The organism is Streptomyces megasporus (assembly GCF_000718985.1).
Lineage (GTDB): Bacteria > Actinomycetota > Actinomycetes > Streptomycetales > Streptomycetaceae > Streptomyces > Streptomyces megasporus.
Window position 1 is genome coordinate 1 of the sequence record NZ_JODL01000022.1, and the last position, 17,678, is coordinate 17,678.

The following is a 17,678-nucleotide window of genomic DNA, read 5'->3' on the forward strand; positions in this document are numbered from 1 at the left end:
GTCTGGCGTTGACTTTTGGCACGCTGTTGAGTTCTCAAGGAACGGACGCTTCCTTCGACACCCCTCCTCGGGGCCCCTCCGGGCGCTTCCCTTCGCTGTCTCCGACAGTACCAGTCTTCCAACTGAATTCTGAAATCCGGCCTTCCGTGCACACACGGAAGCGATTCAGTTCCTGCGGAAAGAGGATTGGTCGGATGCCGTCGACGCCGTGAGCGCCGAGCGGGTGTACGAGAGTACAGGGCCACTGGAACAGAGGCAAATCTGCTCGGCGCCCCCTCGGGCGGGCCGGCCCGCGCGCGCTCCACGGAGCGAGCACCCCCCATGTCATACGCTTCTGATCAGCGCACCGATCAGGACATACATGACCATACGCGGCAACCGCTCGATCCCTGCTCCTCCCGGGAGGCTTCCCATGACCACCGTGACGTCTCCGCTGGCCGGACGTGCCATCGGCCTCGCGGCCGTGCCCGACCCGGTGTTCTCCGGTGTGATGGTGGGGCCCGGAACCGCCGTCGATCCCCTCCGCGAGCCGTCCATCGCCGTCGCACCCGTCGACGGCATCATCGTCTCGCTCCACCCGCACGCCTTCGTCGTCGTGGACGAGGAGGGACACGGTGTGCTGACCCACCTCGGTATCGACACGGTGCAACTGAACGGTCAGGGCTTCGAGCTGCTGGCCGCCAAGGGCGACACCGTGCGCCGCGGCGACCCGATCGTCCGCTGGAACCCGCTCGAGGTGGAGGCCGGGGGGAAGTCGCCGGTGTGCCCGGTCGTCGCTCTGGAAGCCACTCCCGACGCGCTGGCCGACGTGGTGGTGGACGCCGACGTTCCCTCGGGCGGCACGCTGTTCACCTGGCGGTGACCGCTCCGTCCCCGCGCCGGCGGCGGAAGCACTCGTGCGCGGTCGACGCATGACGGACGTCAACCCACCCAACCCGCCCAAGAGACCAGAGACCGAAACGACCGGAGACGGTGAGATGGAGACAACGCTTCGAGGCGTCGGGGTGAGCCACGGGGTGGCGATCGGCGAGGTGCGGCACATGGGCACCGCGGAGCTGGAGCCGCCGACCGACCGGATCTCCCCGGACAGGGCGCCCCGGGAACGGGAAAGGGCACGCCGGGCCGCGGAGGCCGTGGCCGCCGATCTGGTCGCGCGGGGGAACCTGGCGGGAGGTGAGGCCCAGGCGGTGCTGGAGGCCCAGTCCATGATGGCCCGGGACCCGGAGCTGATGGCGGACGTCGAGCGGCGCATCGCCGTGGGGAGCACCGCGGAGCGTGCGGTCTACGACGCCTTCGCCTCCTACCGCGCGTTGCTCGCCGGTGCGGGCGAGTACCTGGCCGGTCGGGTGGCCGACCTGGACGACGTGCGGAACCGCATCGTCGCGCGGTTGCTCGGGGTGCCGATGCCGGGCGTGCCCGACAGCGACGAGCCGTATGTGCTGGTCGCGCGCGACCTGGCGCCCGCCGACACCGCGCTGCTCGACACCTCGCTCGTCCTGGGGTTCGTGACCGAGGAGGGCGGGCCGACCAGTCACAGCGCCATCCTCGCCCGGGCCCTGGGAGTGCCGGCCGTGGTCGCGTTGCGGGGAGCCGCCGATCTGACCGAGGGCACGCTCGTCGCGGTGGACGGCAGTACGGGCGAGGTCACGGTGGACCCGAGCCCGGAGCAGCGGGACGAGCTGACGAGGATCGCCGAGGAACGGAAGGCCGCGCTCGCGGCCTCCGTCGGTCCGGGCGCGACCTCCGACGGGCACAAGGTGCCGTTGCTGGCGAACATCGGCGGTCCGGGGGACGTGGCGGCCGCGCTGGAGGCGGGCGCCGAGGGCGTGGGTCTGTTCCGCACGGAGTTCCTGTTCCTCGACGACAGTCGGAAGGCTCCTTCGGAGAAGACGCAGGCCGAGGCCTACCGTCAGGTGCTGGAGGCGTTCCCGGAGGGACGCGTCGTGGTGCGGGTGTTGGACGCGGGCGCGGACAAGCCCCTGGAGTTCCTCACCCCGGCCGAGGAGCCCAACCCGGCGCTGGGCGTCCGCGGGCTGCGGACGCTGCTCGACCATCCCGAGGTGTTGCGGACCCAGTTGACGGCGCTCTCCCGTGCCGCCAGGGGGTTGCCCGTGTATCTGGAGGTCATGGCGCCGATGGTCGCCGACCGGGCCGACGCCAGGGCGTTCGCCGACGCCTGTCGGGAGGCCGGGCTGCGGGCGAAGTTCGGCGCGATGGTGGAGATCCCCTCGGCGGCCCTGCGGGCCCGCTCGATCCTCCAGGAGGTGGAGTTCCTGTCGCTGGGCACCAACGACTTGGCGCAGTACACCTTCGCCGCCGACCGGCAGGTCGGTGTCCTCTCCCACTACCAGGACCCCTGGCAGCCGGCGCTGCTCGACCTGGTGGCGATGGCGGCGGAGGCCGCCGCGGCCGAGGGCAAGAGCTGCGGCGTCTGCGGTGAGGCCGCGTCCGATCCGCTGTTGGCCTGCGTCCTGACCGGTTTGGGCGTCACGAGCCTGTCCATGGGCCCCACGGCCATCCCCTATGTGCGCGCGACGCTGGCCAAACACAGCTTGGCGCAGTGCGAGCGCGCGGCGGCGGCGGCGCGGGCCTCGGAGAGCGGTGACGAGGCGCGGGCCGCCGCGCGGTCGGTGCTGTCCGGGGAGTGAGACGGACGTTCGGGCCGGCGCGGCACGGGCCGCTCCGCCCGACGGCGGGGCGGCCCGTGCCGGAGGCTCGGCTCGGTGGCTCTGGCTCGGTGGTTCCGGCTCGGTTCAGGAGTGCGGCGGCGCCTCCCCGTGTGGTTCGTCCGTCCGGGGGCCGGGCAGCGGAAAGCCGGGGCTGTAGACGAGGCCCGGCTCGGGCGGCACCGGCTCTCCCGTCCGGGCGTCCGTGCAGTAGGCGGAGAAGACCTCGGCCTCGGTGAGGGGGTGGAGCCGGCCGTCGCGCAGGCTCCAGCCGCGGACCTCCTCCCGTCCGTCGCGGGTGGTGCGCATCACCACCCCTCCGGGCCGTTCCCCGGCGATGCCCGCGGCCAGGACCGTGCGGAAGGCCGACTCCTCCGCGGCGGCCCCGCGGGCCGTCCGGAGATCGTCGTGCGGGGCCCGTTCGAGGTGGGCCACCGCGACCAGGGGGCCGGTCCTCCCGTCGAGGCTGCACACCAGGTGGTGGGTGCCGGGCCCGGCGGAGTCGACGAGCCGGGCCAGGAGTTCCGTGGCCTCTTCCAGGGCCGCCCTGCCGAGGTCCTTTCCGCAGTCGGCGCAGGGGCCGAGCTCCGCGAGGGCCTCCATGGCGCGTTCCCAGGCGTCCTGTCGCTCCCAGCCCTCCAGGAGGAGGGGCAGCAGTCGGTCGAGGGGCTGGCCCCGGTAGCGCACGGTGGCTCCGGTCGCGGCGATCTCCGCGACGTAGCGCGTGCGGCTGTCGGGGGTGTCGGGGTCGATCCGCTCCTGGGCGCAGAAGTGCTCGTAGTCGTCCGGGTCGAAGAGGCCGACCCGGGTGTGGACGCCTCGGGCGGTGAGCGAGCGCAGCAGTCCTTCCGTCTGCCGCAGGTAGGTTCGGTGGTTGTCGAAGGCGAACGTGGTGTAGCGGCGCATGGCCGCGAAGCCGGCCGGATCGGCCACGACGGCGACCGTGCTGGGCGCCTCGCGCCGCAGGGCGCGGCGCGCGGTGATCGACCTCGTCCTCGCCCTGCCTGGACCGGCCGGGCGCCGTCGGCCGCCGTGACGCTCGCCGCCCCCGGTGTGTGCGGTGCGTGCCATGTCTCCCCCTCGGTTGTGCGGTCGTTTGGTCACTGACCGTAACCGAGGGGTCTGACAGCGGGCCGTGGAGCGGTCAGGAGGTGAGGCGTTCGCGGGCCAGGCGCTCGTAGAAGCGGAGGAGTTCGACGTTGTCGACCGATCCGGGGTTGACCGCCTTGTCGAGATCGGCGCCCTGGAGCAGACGCTTGACCGGGACCTCCAGCCGCTTGCCGGTGAGGGTGTGGGGGACGCCCGTGACCTCGATGATCTCGTCGGGGACGTGCCGCGGTGAGAGGTTCTCGCGGATGGTCCGCTTGATGCGGTCGCGCAGGGCGTCGTCGAGGACGGCGCCCTCGGCGAGGTGGACGAACAGCGGCATCCAGTAGCCGCCGTCGGGCTGTTCGACGCCGATGACGAGGGACTCGCGGATCTCGGGGAGGCGTTCGACGGCCTCGTAGATGTCGGCGGAGCCCATGCGGACGCCCTGCCGGTTGAGGGTGGAGTCGGAGCGGCCGTGGATGATCACGGTGCCGCGCGAGGTGAGGGTGGTCCAGTCGCCGTGCCGCCACACGCCGGGGAACATCTCGAAGTAGCTGTCGCGGTAGCGGGAGCCGTCGGGGTCGTTCCAGAAGTGGATCGGCATCGACGGCATGGGGTTGGTGACGACCAGTTCGCCGACCTCGTCGACGAGCGGCTTGCCCTGCGGGTCCCAGGCCCGCAGGTCGGTGCCCAGGCAGGGGGCCTGGAGTTCGCCGATGTGGACGGGGAGGGTGGGGACCGCGCCGGCGAAGCAGCTACACACGTCGGTGCCGCCGCTGACGGAGGCGATCCACATGTCCTCGGCGACCTCGTCGTGGATCCAGCGGAAGCCGTCGGGCGGCAGCGGGGAGCCGGTGGTGGCGACGCACTTGACGCGGGAGAGGTCGAAGTCGCGCCCGGGGTGGACGCCCGCCTTGCGGCAGGCCATGACGTAGGCGGCGGAGGTGCCGTAGAGGGTGGCGCCGGTGCGTTCGGCCACGCGCCACTGGGCGCCGGTGTCGGGGTGCCCGGGGCTGCCGTCGTAGAGGACGACGGTGGTGCCGGTCAGCAGGCCGGAGACGAGGAAGTTCCACATCATCCAGCCGGTGGAGGTGTACCAGAAGAAGCGGTCGTCGGGGCCGAGGTCGCAGTGGAGACCGAGCTGCTTGAGGTGCTCGACGAGGATGCCGCCCTGGGACTGGACGATGGCCTTGGGCAGGCCGGTGGTGCCGGAGGAGTAGAGCACCCACAGCGGGTGGTCGAAGGGGACGTGCTCGAAGACCGGCTCGGTGTCGGCGGCGGTGAGGGCGTCCCACTCCAGGGCGCCCTCGGGGGCGGGGGTGCCGAGCAGGGGGATGTGGACGACGGCGCGCAGGCCGGGCAGTTCGCGGCGGAGCTCGGCGACGGTGTCGGTGCGGTCGTGCTCCTTGCCGCCGTAGCGGTAGCCGTCGACGGTGAACAGCACGACGGGTTCGACCTGCTGGAAGCGATCCAGGACGCTGCGGGCGCCGAAGTCGGGCGCGCAGGACGTCCACACGCCTCCGACGGCGGCGGTGGCCAGCAGGGCGACGACGGCGTGCGGGATGTTGGGCAGGTAGCCGCTGACGCGGTCGCCGGGGCGCACGCCGAGGCGGCGCAGCTCGGCGGCGAGGGAGCCGACCTGTCGGCGCAGTTCGGCCCAGGTGACGGGCCGGGGGTCGTGGGTCTCGTCGACGTGCAGCAGGGCGGGGGTGTCCGCGCGGGCCGGGTCCTCGCCGGCGCGCAGGGCGTGCTCGGCGTAGTTGAGGGTGGCGCCCGGGAACCAGACGGCGCCGGGCATGGAGCGGTCGGCGAGGACGGTCTCGTGCGGGGTGGCGAAGCGGACGTCGAACCACTCGGTGACCGCCTGCCAGAAGGCGGGCAGCTCCTCGACGGACCAGCGGTGCAGCGCGGCGTAGCTCGCCGCCGGGTCGCCGGGGACGGCGGCGGGGGCGCCGAAGCGGTCGGCGGCCCACGCCTGGAAGCGGGTGAGTCGGGCGCCCTCGATCCGGTCGGGGCCGGGGCTCCACAGGGGCTCCGGCTGGTCTGCGGTCGTCGGTGCGGCGCTGTGCGCTGCGGTCATGGCGGCTCTCCCGGACTGCTGTCTCACGCGTCGTGTGCGTCGTCTCCGCGCACGGCCGGTTCCCTGGGGTGGTGGCCGGGGGCGTGCGCGTACGCGGCGGCTGTCCAGGACGATGCCATGTGATCGGTCCGCGCACCAGGGTGGCTGCCCCATATCGGGGGGTCGGACAGTGTGGCGCAACCACGGGGGGACGTTGGGTGAACGGATGCTGAACACGGCGTTGTCCGCACGCGGGTGATGGCACTCTGATCAGCATGGATGCACGTGGCCTGGTGCGGTCGGTGAGAGTGGTCGGTGCGGCGCAGGGGCTGCGGGCGGTCCGGGCGGGGTGGCGCGGTCGGCGCGCGGACGCCCGGGCGTTGCCGCGTACGGGTCGGGAGCGGGCCCGGGTGCCGGGCGTCGCCCAGGGGGCCGAGCCGGAGCCGGGCGGCGGTGTGGTGCGCTTCGAGCGGTCGTCGCTGCGGGTGCGGGTGACGGCGGGCGGAGTGGTGTTCTGCGGTTGGGACGGTGCCGCGCCGGAGCCGTCGTACGCGCTGGCCGGGGCGTGTCCGCAGGCGGACGCCCGGGCGACGCTGGAGCCGGACAAGGACGGCGGCTGGCGGGTGGTCTCCGAGCGGGTGCTGGTGACCGTGACCCGGCTCGGAGCGGTGGAGGTGCGCACTCCCGGCGGGATGGTGCTGCGGCGGGACCTGCCGCCTCGCTGGTGGGAGCCGGTGGACGGCGGGGCGGAGGCCCGGTGGACGCAGCGTTCGGAGGTGCCCGCGGACGCCCGGTTCTTCGGTCTGGGCGGACGGACGCCCGGACCGCGGTTGCGCGGCGGCTCGTACCGTCTGTGGAACGCCGGGCCGACGCCCTTCGGCGCGCGGCGCGAGGCGCGGTCGTTGACGATGCCGGTGCTGTGGGTGGTGGCGGACTCGGGCGGTCACCTGGTCTTCCACGACAACTCCTGGGACGGCCTGGTGACGCTGCGCGAGGGCGTGGAGGGTGCGGGGTCGGGTCACGACCGGCCGGGCCGGTGCGAGGTGCGGATGTCGGGCGGTCCGCTGCGCTACTGGGTGCTGACCGGGACTCCGTCGCGGGTGATGCAGGGGTGGCGGGCGTTGACGGGCTCCCCCGCGGTGCCGCCGCGGTGGGCGCTGGGCCACCAGCACGCCCTGTGGGGCGCGGAGGGCGAGGAGGGGGTGCGGCGGCTCGTCGCGGAGTACGCGGAGCGCGGACTGCCGTTGCGCGCCGTGCAGTTGGGTGTCGGTCACCACCGTCGGCGGCGGGGTTTCACGGTGGACTCCGGGCGGTTCCCCGACCTTCCCGGGTTGGCGTCCGCGCTGCGTGGGAAGGGTGTGCGGCTGGTGTCGGTCGTCGAGCCGACGGTGTGCGCCGAGGCCGGCGAGGCGGTGTACGACGGCGGACGGGACGAGGACGCCTTCGTGCGGGACGCGTCGGGCGCGTCGGTACGTGGACTGGGGTGGCCGGGCGAGGTGGTGTACCCGGACTTCACCGATCCCCGGACGCGCAAGTGGTGGGGCGGTCTGTACGCCGAGCGGTTGGAGCGGGGCTTCGCCGGGTTCTGCCACGAGACGAACGATCCGGTCTCCTTCGCCGCCTTCGGCGATCCGACGCTGCCGCGGTCGGCCCGGCACTCCCTGGAGTCGCGTGGCGGGGATCACCGGGAGGCGCACAACGTCTACGCCCTGGCGATGGCCCGCGCCGGTTTCGAGGGGCTGCGCGGGCTGCGGCCCCACGAGCGGCCGTTCCTGCTGTCGCGTTCGGGTTGGGCGGGGTCGCAGCGCTACGGCGGCACCTGGACGGACCAGGCGGAGACCGGATGGGAGGGGTTGCGGGCCTCGCTCGCGCAGGTGATCGGTCTGGGGCTGTGCGGGGTGCCGTACTGCGGTTCGGACGTCGGGGGCGGTCCCGGGGCGCCGCCTCCGTCTCCGGAGCTGTACCTGCGCTGGTTCCAGTTGGGCGCGTACCTGCCGCTGTTCCGCACGCACACCGGGCCGGGGGCCGGGCGGCGCGAGCCGTGGGCGTTCGGCCCGGAGGTGTTGGAGCACGCGCGGGCGGCGCTGCGCGAGCGGGAGCGGTTGCTGCCGTACTTCGTGACGCTGGCCCGGTTGTCCCAGCGCTCCGGTGCCCCCTGGGTGCGGCCCCTGTGGTGGGGGACGCCGCGGGACCGGGCCCTGCGGGAGTGCGAGGACGCGTTCCTGCTCGGGGACGCGCTGCTGGTGGCCCCGGTGCTGGAGCCGGGGGTGGAGCGTCGCACCGTGCGGCTGCCGCGCGGGCGGTGGTACGACACGGCCGGCGGCGAGGTGTACGAAGGGCCCGGTCAGGTGGTGGTCGAGGCGCCGTTGTCGCGGATTCCGGTGTTGGTGCGGGCGGGGACGGTGCTGCCGGTGACCGGGCCGGGCGGGGGGATCGAGTTGGAGGTGTGGGCGCCGCCGCGCGGGCGCACGGGCGGCGGGGTGGTCGCCGTGGACGCGGGGGACGGCTGGGGCCGGGTGGAGCTGGAACGGTTCTCGGTGCGGATGTTGGGTCGGGAGGCCGTGGTGGCGCGGGAGGGGACCGCGGAAGTGGGGTACCCGGTGCGGGTGCGGCACGACGGCGGCGGGGGGCCGTAGGCGGGGGTCGTGAGGGAGCGAATCGGTTGTGGGGGCGCCCGGGCGGTCTTTCGCGACGCTCCGGGCTCCTGGTAGACGGAGGCCATGGTGATCAGGACATCGACCGCACGGACCGCCGGAGCACTGCTCACCGCGGTGCTGCTCGCCCTCGCCGCCCTCCTCGTTCCGGCTTCGCCCGCGCGGGCGAAGCCGGAGCCCAAGGCCCCGCCCGAGTTCGTGGCGCTCTCCGACGTGGATCCGACGATCATCCAGGAGATCCGCTACCACACCGCCCACAACTTCGTCGGCGAGCCCGTCGACGGCTACCGCTCGCCGATGTGTGTGCTCACCCGCGACGCCGCCGAGGCCCTGCGCCGGGCCCAGTGGAAGCTGCTGTGGCAGGGGTACTCGCTGAAGGTGTACGACTGTTACCGCCCGCAGCGGGCCGTGGACCATTTCGTGGCGTGGGCCGAGGACCTCGACGACCAGCGGATGAAGGGGGAGTTCTACCCGCGGGTGGACAAGACCCAACTGTTCGAGGACGGGTACATCGCCGCCCGGTCCGGACACAGCCGGGGCAGCACCGTCGATCTGACGCTGGTGCGGCTGCCCGCGTGGCCGACCCGGCCGTACGTGCCGGGCGAGCCGTTGACGCCGTGTTTCGCTCCTCGGGAGGAGCGCTTCCCGGACAACTCGGTCGATATGGGGACCGGTTACGACTGCTTCGACACCCTGTCCCACACCCTCGACCCGAGGATCACCGGTGAGCAGCGGGCCAACCGACTGCTGTTGAAGGAGTCGTTGGAGGAGGTGGGATTCGTCAACTACGCCTCGGAGTGGTGGCACTACAGTCTCGTCTCGGAGCCGTTCCCCGACACCCACTTCGACTTCCCCGTGCACCGCAGGGCGCTCACCGGCCGCTGACGGCGGTGGGCGCGGGGGCGGGGGCGGGACGGAGCGACGGACGGCGGTCGGGGCCACCCCCGTGGGTCCCGTACCGCCGTCCGATGGTGGTGACGTCGATCTTGTGGAGGGAGTTCGTGGTGTTGACGCTCTGTCACGTGTTCGCGACGTTTCCCGGACCTTTCCCCGACGTGTGCGGGGCGCCTCCGGGGCTTGTCCGTCAGGTCCCGTGTCAGCGGCATGTGCCGAGGCCACACGTCCCGAAATGCTCGTGAACAGTGCGCGAACAACCCCGCGGCGCGTCCTCCGCGCGCTTCCGTCGGCCGCATGCTGGTGCCGTGCACGCCTGGACGCATCACCTCCGCTTCGCCTACCAGCCGGTCGTCGATCTCACGACCGGCTCCGTGACGGCCATGGAAGTCCTGGCGCGCCCCACGGAGGGTGACGTCGTGGCCGAGGCCCGCCACGCCCCGGAGGTGGACGCCGAACTCGCCGCGCTGGCCGTGCGGTCGGCCACCCGCCAGGAGGGGCTGCTGCCCCTGCACGTCAACGTCTTCGCCACCACCCTCGCCGCCCTCCGGGACCTGCCCGCGCTGCGCCGGGCGGTGCGCGACGCGGGCCGCCGCTCCTGGGAGGTGACGCTGGACGTCACCCTGCCCTCGGCGCCGTCCGAGCGGGTGCCGGGCGCGGCGCTGGTCCCGGCCGTCCACGCGTTGCGCGAGGCCGGGTTCCGGATCTGCCTGGACGGGGTCGGCGCCGGCGAGCTGTCGATGCGGCTGCTCGCCGACCTCTCCCCCGACCTGCTCAAGGTGGACGCGGCGGTGGTCGCGGGGCTGCCGCACCGGTCCGCGTACCGCGCGGCGATCGCCGGACTGCGGCGGTTCTGCGACGGCGTCGGCGCGCTGCTGGCGGTCGAGGGCGTGGAGACCGAACTGCAGTACGCGGCGGCGCGGGCGGCCGGGGCGCACCTGGCCCAGGGGCACCTGTTCGCCCCGCCCGCGCGCCGGCCCGTCACCGAGGTCCACCTGCCCCTGTGCCCGCCCGCCGCCCCGCCGGCCGGGAGCGGCACGGGAGGGCCGTCCGTCGCCGACTTCCTGCACCCCGCGGCGATGCTGCCGCTGTCGGCCTCCGCCTCCCAGGTGCGGGCGCTGCTCACCGGCTCGCCGGAGGTGAGCGGGGTGCTGCTGGTGGATCCGGACGGGGTGCCGGTGCGCGCGGTGGACCGGGACCGCTTCCTGCTGGCGATGTCGGGCCGGTACGGCCACGCGCTGTACGCCGACCGGCCCGCGCTCCGTCTCGCGGACCGGCCGCGCACGGTCCGGGTGGGAGCCACCGTCTGGGACGTGCTCGACGTGGTCGCCGCCGACGACCGCGACCGTACGGCGGACGACGTGGCGGTCGTGGACGACGCGGGCCGGTGCGTGGGCGTGGTGCGGTTGGCCGAGGTGGTCCGGGCACTGGCCGACAGCCGGTTGGAGGACGCCTCCGGGCTGAATCCGCTCACCCGCACGCCGCGTCCGCCGGTGGGCTGATCCGCCCGGCCGGCCGCTCCGTCTGACCGGCCCGGGCGGTGCGCGGCCCTTGTCGAGCCCCCGGTGGACCGGACCGGTTCGCCGCGCCGCCCGCCTCGACGCTTCCCGTTGTCCGGGGGAACACGTCCGCTTGTCGGCGGCTTCCATGCGGCATGGATCCACAACCTCGCGTTCCGACTCGCGTTCCGAGTGGAGAACGACGGGAACGACGGGTACCGAGGAGAAGGCCGGAGGGATTCCCATGACCGACACCACACCCACGTACGTCGCCGCGATCGACCAGGGCACCACGTCGAGTCGCTGCATCATCTTCGACCGCGACGGCGCGATCGTCGCCGTCGACCAACGCGAGCACAAGCAGATCTTCCCCAAGCCCGGCTGGGTGGAGCACGACGCGACCGAGATCTGGTCCAAGGTCCAGGCCGTGGTCGCGGGCGCGCTCGCCAAGGCTGGGCTGCGTGCCAGGGACCTCGGCGCGATGGGCATCACCAACCAGCGCGAGACGACCGTGCTGTGGGACCGGTCCACCGGCAGGCCGGTCCACAACGCCATCGTCTGGCAGGACACCCGCACCGCCGCGCTCTGCCGGGAGCTGGGCGGCGAGGAGGGACAGGACCGGTTCCGGGACCGGACCGGGCTGCCGCTGGCCAGCTACTTCTCCGGCCCGAAGGCCGCCTGGCTGCTGGAGCACGTGCCGGGGCTGCGCAAGCGCGCCGAGGCCGGCGAGATCGCCTTCGGCACGATGGACTCCTGGCTGATCTGGAACCTCACCGGCGGCACGGACGGCGGCGTGCACGTCACCGACGTCACCAACGCCTCCCGCACCATGCTGATGAACCTGGAGACCCTCCAGTGGGACTCCTCCATCCTCGACGCCATGGGCGTCCCCCAGGCGATGCTGCCGGAGATCCGCTCCTCGGCCGAGGTGTACGGCAACACCTCGGTGGGGATGTCCACCGGGGTCCCGGTGGCCTCGGCGCTCGGCGACCAGCAGGCGGCCATCTTCGGTCAGACCTGCTACGACGTCGGCGACGCCAAGAACACCTACGGCACCGGATCGTTCCTGCTGCTGAACACCGGCCACCGTCCGGTGACCTCCAAGAGCGGCCTGGTGACCACGGTGGGCTACCAGCTCGGCGGCGAGCGGCCCGTCTACTGCCTGGAGGGCTCGATCGCCATCACCGGCGCCCTGGTGCAGTGGTTCCGGGACCAGCTCGGGATCATCCGGGAGGCCGCCGAGATCGAGCCCCTGGCGGCGAGTGTGGAGGACAACGGCGGCGCGTACATCGTCCCGGCCTTCTCCGGTCTGTTCGCCCCGTACTGGCGCTCCGACGCGCGGGGCGTGATCACCGGTCTGACCCGCTACGTGACCAAGGCGCACCTGGCACGGGCCGTGCTGGAGGCGACGAGCTGGCAGACGCGCGAGGTCGTGGACGCGATGTACCAGGACTCCGGCGTGGAGATCACCAGCCTCAAGGTGGACGGCGGCATGACCGCCAACAGCCTGCTGATGCAGCACCAGGCGGACGTGCTCGGGGTGCCGGTGATCCGGCCGGTGATCTCCGAGACCACCTGCCTGGGGGCGGCCTACGCGGCCGGCCTGGCCACGGGGGTCTGGTCCGACCTGGACGAGCTCCGGGCGCACTGGCGGAAGGACGCCGAGTGGACTCCGCGGATGGACACCGAGACGCGGGAGCGGGAGCACCGCAACTGGCGCAAGGCCGTGGAGCGCAGCTTCGGCTGGGAGGAGGGCGACTGACCCGGTCGTCCCCCAGTGGCCCGCGGCCCGTCCCGACCCGTGTCGGGGCGGGTCGCGGCCCGTGTCCGTACGTCCCCGGTCGACGTTCCGGCCGGTCGCTCCGACCGGCGGCTCTCAGGCGAGGGCGTCGCGGCGGCGGGCCGCTCCGACGAGCAGCGCGTGCTCGACGACCGAGAGCAGCACCCGGCGCACGGAGTCCCGTTCGCGCGCGTCGCAGCGGAGCACGGGAACCCCCCGACCCAGGTCCAGCGCGGCGCGCACCTCCTCCGTCGGGCCGTGGTCGGCGCCGCCGAAGCGGTTGGCGGCCACGACGTAGGGGACGGCGTGCCGTTCGAAGTGGCCGATGGCCCCGGTGTGGTCCTCCGGGCGGCGGGGGTCGACGAGGAGCACCGCTCCCAGCGCGCCCCGCACCAGTTCGTCCCACAGGGACCGGGAGCGGGCTCCGACCGGTGTGCCCAGGAGGCAGAGCGTCAGCGTCTCGCTCAGGGTGATGCGGCCGAAGTCCACGACGACGGTGGCGGCCCTCCCGCCGGCCTCCCTTCCCCGCCTTCTCTCCGGGCCGTCGAGCGGGCGGCCGGTCTCGGTCAGGACCTCCTCGGTGCGCAGCGGCCCGATCTCGCTGACCGAGCCGACCAGGGTGGTCTTGCCGACCCCGAGGTCGCCCGCCACCAGCACCTTGAGCGTCACCGGTTCGGAGGCCGCGTCTCCCCGGTAGGGGCCAGGGGCCACGAAGACCATCGATCTCTTCCTCCGCTTCCGCAGTGCCGCTCGTCGGGGCAAGCGATCGTTCCGCAAAGGACGCGTCCACGACAAGCATGCCGCGCCCTCGCGTGGCGTTTCGCACTTCTGCCGCTCCTGCCACTCCGGCAGGTCGTTTACGTCCGGCGCCGTTCGGAAACGCAGAAGTATGCCTTTTAATCGGAACATTCGTGGTGTTCTCTCGGCCGTTCGCTCGGCGCTTCCGGACCCCGACCGCCCCGGGCGGGTGCTGACGGCCGTGGAGCGGTTGGAGAGCGCCTCGCGCCTCGACGGCGCGCTGGGGCCGCTGCGGCGCGCCGTGCACGCGCTTCCCCTGGGCGGGGCCCGCGACGCCCTGCACGGCCGCTGGCTGGGCCACCCCGCCCATCCGATGATGGTGCAGCTCCCCATCGGATCCTGGATGTCCGCCGCCGTCCTGGATCTGCTGCCCGGGCAGCGCCGCGGCGCCGACACCCTGCTGGCCCTGGGCCTGGCGACGGCCGCCCCGGCCGCCCTGGCGGGCTGGGTGGACTGGGCCGACATGCGCAAGCCGCAGATGCGGGTGGGGCTGGTGCACGCGGCGGCGAACATCACGGCCGTGGGCCTGTACACGGCCTCGCTGACCGCCCGACTGCGCGGCCGGCGCGGGCTGGGACGCGCCCTGGGGTTCGCCGGGTTGACCGTGGTGAGCGCGGGGGGCGCCCTGGGCGGCCACCTGGCCTACCGCCAGGCCGCCGGCGCCAACCACGCCGAGCAGGTCCCGGCCGTGGTGGACCCCGGCTGGCACGCGATCGGCGACATCGCGGACCTGCCGGTGGGCGAACCGGTGCGACGGTACGTGGGCGAGACCCCGCTGCTCGTCGTCCGCGAGGCCGACGGGACGGTGCGCGCGCTGGCCGACCGGTGCAGCCACATGGCCGGCCCGCTGTCCCGGGGGAAGATCGTCGACGGTTGCGTACGGTGCCCGTGGCACGGGAGCGTCTTCCGCCTCTCGGACGGCTGGAACGTGGGCGGCCCCGCGACCTCGCCCCAGCCGGTCTTCGAGACCCGGCTGGTGAACGGCCTGGTGGAGGCGCGTCTGGTCCGCGAGCCGGACCGGGCGCACCGCCCCGTGCCCAGGTCCGCGTGAGCCGGCGCGGGCCGGGAGGAGGCTCACAGTGCCCGCAGGCCGTTGATCACGTCGCGCAGGAGGCCCTCGTCGGGCAACTCGGCCGGGGGCACGGGACGGGTGACGCGCACCAGTCCGGCCGCCACGAGGTCCCCGACGAGGACCCGGACCACGCCCACCGGCAGATCCAGTCCGGCCGCCAGTTCGGCGACCGGCTGGGGAGTCCGCCGGCACCGGAGGGCGATGTCGAGGTGTTCCGGACCGAGGGTGCCGGGGAGTCCGGCGTCCACGGGGTCCCCGGGCCGGTCCGGATCGACCGCGTCCGGTACGGCGATCACCAGCGCGACCAGGTCGATGCGGTCCCCGCGGGCGGTGTGGGTGCGACCGCGCGTCATGGCGTACGGCCGCACCACCGGCCCGGCCGCGTCGTCGAACCACCGATCCGTCATGGCGGAGCGCCGCCCCTCAGCCGGAAGCGCCGTACCGGCGCGCGTCGCCCGGACGGGCTCCGGTCCGCGGGTCGCCGCCTCCGGGTGACGGCCGGCCCGGTTCACCCGCTCCGCGGGCGGTGTCGCCTTCCGCGTTCGGCCGTGCGGTCGGTGTGGTCATAGGCCGCTCCTCCCCGGTCGGTGGTGTCCGATGCGGTGCCGTCCGTGTTCCTCCCGGCCGCCGGGAGGTCCGTGTCCTGCCCTCGTCCGCGCCGCAGACCGCGCTGGAGCGAGGCCATCCGGTTCCGTGCCTCGTCGGCGTCCCGGCCCCGCTCCCGGGCATGCTCCGGGCCGTCCGGGTCGGCCGGACGTTCGTGGTCGAGGCGTCCGGTGCGCGCGCCGAGGGGTTCCCCGACGCCGGCGTGCGTCCTCCGTTCGGGCCCGGCGGACGCTCCCGGTCCGGCGGGGACGTTCCGGACCGTCCCCAGGGCCGGACGCGGTTCACGCCGCGGCAGCCCCGCGGCGGTCCGGGCGCTCCCCTCGACGGAGCGGCCTCCCGCGCTCCCGGCGCCCTCGACTCCCGCGGCGCCCTCGGTGTCCCCGGAGTTCTCGCTGAGCAGCGCCGAGGGGACGAGCACGACGGCCGTGGTGCCGCCGTACGGGGAGGGTTGCAGGGTGACGCGGACGCCTTGGCGCCGACCGAGCCGGGAGACGACGAACAGGCCGAGCCGGTCGGTGTCGGAGAGCCGGAAGTCGGGGGTCTCGGCGAGCCGGAGGTTGGCCTCCAGCAGCGCCTCGGGGGCCATGCCCAGGCCCCGGTCGTGGATCTCCAGGGCGAATCCGCTGGGGACCCGCTCGCCGGTCACCTGGACGGTGGTGTGCGGCGGGGAGAAGACGGTGGCGTTCTCCAGGAGTTCGGCGATGAGGTGGGTGAGGTCGGCGATGGCGGCGCCGTCGACCGCGAGCGGGGGCAGGCGTCGCACCTCGATGCGCTCGTAGTCCTCCACCTCGGAGACCGCCGCGCGGACGACGTCCATCAGGGGGATGGGTTTGCGCCACTGTCGGGAGGGGGTGGCTCCGGAGAGGATCACCAGCCCCTCGGCGTGGCGCCGCATGCGGGTGGTGAGGTGGTCGAGCCGGAAGAGGTCGGCCAGCTCCTCGGGGTCCTCGGTGCGCCGCTCCATGGCGTCCAACAGGGTGAGTTGACGGTGCAGCAACACCTGGCTGCGGCGGGCGAGGTTGACGAAGACCTCGGAGACGCCCCGGCGCATCTCCGCCTGTCGGACGGCCGCCTCGACCGCGGCCCGCTGGAGGGTGTCGAGGGCCTGTCCGACCTGCCCCATCTCGTCGCGCCCGTGCTCCAGGCGCGGCACCTCGGTCTCGACGTCGATCTGCTCGCCCGCCGCGAGCCGCCCCATGACGGCGGGCAGCCGCACGCTCGCGGCCTCGTGCGCCTTTCTCCGCAGGGCGCCCAGATCGCGGACGAGGCCGCGGCCGATGCGGAAGGAGACGGCCACGGAGACCAGGACGGCCACGAAGCCCAGGATGCCGGCGATCCCGGCGCGCAGCAGCACCGCGTCGGCCGCCGGCTCGACGCGCTCCCGGTGGCGGGCGTTCGTCTCCTCGTCCAGGCGCCGCAGCTCGTCCAGGGCGCCGCCGGCGGTCGTCCGCCAGCGGTCGGCGTTGAACGCCTCGACCGCGCCCCGGGCGCCGGCTTCGATGATCCGGTCCTCCGCGGCGCGCAGGGCCCGGCCCTCGGTGCCGGACCAGAACTCCTCGTATCCGTCGCGGTCCTCGGCCGGCAGCATCGCCAGGTGGGTGCGGTAGGTGAGTTCGCGTTCGGCCACCCGGTCGGAGAAGTCCCGCAGTTCCTCCTCGGTCATCCGTCCGGCGGTGAACGCGGCGGCCATCAGCGCGTCCTGGCGGGAGAGGTACTCGCGGGCGCGGGCGAGGCCGGCGAGGGCGCGGCCCTCGGTGTCGAGGCGGACGTCGTCCAGGCCGCGCAGCCCGGCGAGGAAGGAGTGGCAGGGGTCGACGACGGCGTTGTACGCGTCGTGGGCGTCCCGGCGTTCGATGGTGTTCTCGTCGGTGCGGTCCCGTACTCTCCCCAACCGGTCGAGCGCGTCGAGGAGTTGGTCCAGTCGGGCGCGGGAGGCGGGGTCCAGGTCCTCGCGGACGTGTCCGTCCGCGGCGCGGGTCCGCAGGGTCGCCACCGCCCTGTCGGTGGCGCGTCGGCCGTCGCGCAGGGCGGTCAGGGAGTCGGAGCGGCGCGGATCGGCGAGGTGGACGAGGGCGTGGCGGCGTTCCTCCTGAAGGGCCCGGACGGTCTCCCGGACCGGATCCCCGAGTTCTCCCATGACGGCGGCGACGTCGAGCAGCCGGATCGCCTCACGGCTGGTGATCACGGTGGCGAACGCCCAGATCGAGGTGAGCGCCACCAGGGGGACCAGCAGTAACGCCGCGATCTTCCGGCGGATCGACTTGCCGCGAAAGCGCATGACCTCCCCCACGTCCACCCCGTAGCCCAGGTACCCGGGTTTCCCCGGCAAACGGCGCGAGCCTACTACCGACGCGCCGCGACTCGTAGACACGTCCGAGCCAACGAGGGCCCGTCCTTGGGCCGAACCGCCCGGTTGTGCCGCCATGCTGGGATACACCGGGTACCGGAGGGTGCGCCGGACGACGCGGACACGACGCGGTGCGGGGAGACCACATGGGGCTGAACAGGGCCGATTGGGGACCGGGCGGATTCGACCAGTTCCGCTGCGACGGAGGTGAGGA

12 protein-coding genes are annotated in these 17,678 nt (G+C 73.8%); 7 read left to right on the forward strand and 5 right to left on the reverse strand.

Annotation, left to right across the window (positions count from 1 at the left end):
* The first annotated feature begins 412 nt into the window (after positions 1-412).
* Together IF47_RS0118555 and ptsP are read left to right on the forward strand one after the other, a co-directional pair.
* Positions 413-862, forward strand: coding sequence for a PTS sugar transporter subunit IIA (locus IF47_RS0118555; RefSeq protein WP_031509964.1), 450 nt, complete (start codon positions 413-415; stop codon positions 860-862).
* A gap of 115 nt (positions 863-977) precedes the next feature.
* The gene (gene ptsP / locus IF47_RS0118560) at positions 978-2,648 is read left to right on the forward strand and encodes a phosphoenolpyruvate--protein phosphotransferase (RefSeq protein ID WP_031509965.1); all 1,671 of its coding nucleotides are present in this window, start codon (positions 978-980) and stop codon (positions 2,646-2,648) included.
* 105 nt (positions 2,649-2,753) lie between these two features.
* Here ptsP and IF47_RS0118565 read toward each other — a convergent pair whose 3' ends face one another.
* Complete coding sequence (locus tag IF47_RS0118565; RefSeq protein WP_245641162.1) at positions 2,754-3,737, reverse strand: hypothetical protein; 984 nt, start codon at positions 3,735-3,737, stop codon at positions 2,754-2,756.
* 73 nt (positions 3,738-3,810) lie between these two features.
* On the reverse strand, positions 3,811-5,835 hold the full coding sequence (locus IF47_RS0118570) for an acetoacetate--CoA ligase (RefSeq protein ID WP_031509967.1): 2,025 nt from the start codon (positions 5,833-5,835) through the stop codon (positions 3,811-3,813).
* Between the two features lie 254 nt (positions 5,836-6,089).
* On the opposite strand from IF47_RS0118570, the gene IF47_RS0118575 reads away from it, so the two are divergent.
* The 4 genes from IF47_RS0118575 (at position 6,090) to glpK (ending at position 12,623) form a co-directional block, all read left to right on the forward strand.
* Complete coding sequence (locus IF47_RS0118575) at positions 6,090-8,450, forward strand: glycoside hydrolase family 31 protein (RefSeq protein ID WP_031509968.1); 2,361 nt, start codon at positions 6,090-6,092, stop codon at positions 8,448-8,450.
* A gap of 84 nt (positions 8,451-8,534) precedes the next feature.
* Positions 8,535-9,353, forward strand: a complete 819-nt coding sequence (locus IF47_RS0118580) for a M15 family metallopeptidase (RefSeq protein ID WP_031509969.1) — start codon at positions 8,535-8,537, stop codon at positions 9,351-9,353.
* A gap of 317 nt (positions 9,354-9,670) precedes the next feature.
* On the forward strand, positions 9,671-10,864 hold the full coding sequence (locus tag IF47_RS0118585) for an EAL domain-containing protein (RefSeq protein ID WP_051717856.1): 1,194 nt from the start codon (positions 9,671-9,673) through the stop codon (positions 10,862-10,864).
* A 241-nt stretch (positions 10,865-11,105) separates the two neighbouring features.
* Complete coding sequence (glpK, locus tag IF47_RS0118590) at positions 11,106-12,623, forward strand: glycerol kinase GlpK (protein WP_031509971.1); 1,518 nt, start codon at positions 11,106-11,108, stop codon at positions 12,621-12,623.
* A gap of 114 nt (positions 12,624-12,737) precedes the next feature.
* Here glpK and IF47_RS0118595 read toward each other — a convergent pair whose 3' ends face one another.
* The gene (locus tag IF47_RS0118595) at positions 12,738-13,361 is read right to left on the reverse strand and encodes a GTP-binding protein (RefSeq protein ID WP_031509972.1); all 624 of its coding nucleotides are present in this window, start codon (positions 13,359-13,361) and stop codon (positions 12,738-12,740) included.
* 169 nt (positions 13,362-13,530) lie between these two features.
* Here IF47_RS0118595 and IF47_RS0118600 point away from each other — a divergent pair, with 169 nt between their 5' ends.
* Entirely contained in the window at positions 13,531-14,490 is a 960-nt protein-coding gene (locus IF47_RS0118600) for a Rieske (2Fe-2S) protein (RefSeq protein WP_078591951.1), read from the forward strand.
* Between the two features lie 23 nt (positions 14,491-14,513).
* Here the strand turns inward: IF47_RS0118600 and IF47_RS0118605 are convergent, their stop codons facing one another.
* Together IF47_RS0118605 and IF47_RS0118610 are read right to left on the reverse strand one after the other, a co-directional pair.
* On the reverse strand, positions 14,514-14,918 hold the full coding sequence (locus IF47_RS0118605) for a DUF742 domain-containing protein (RefSeq protein WP_031509975.1): 405 nt from the start codon (positions 14,916-14,918) through the stop codon (positions 14,514-14,516).
* A 101-nt stretch (positions 14,919-15,019) separates the two neighbouring features.
* On the reverse strand, positions 15,020-17,395 hold the full coding sequence (locus IF47_RS0118610) for a sensor histidine kinase (RefSeq protein WP_106982604.1): 2,376 nt from the start codon (positions 17,393-17,395) through the stop codon (positions 15,020-15,022).
* Positions 17,396-17,678 lie beyond the last annotated feature (283 nt).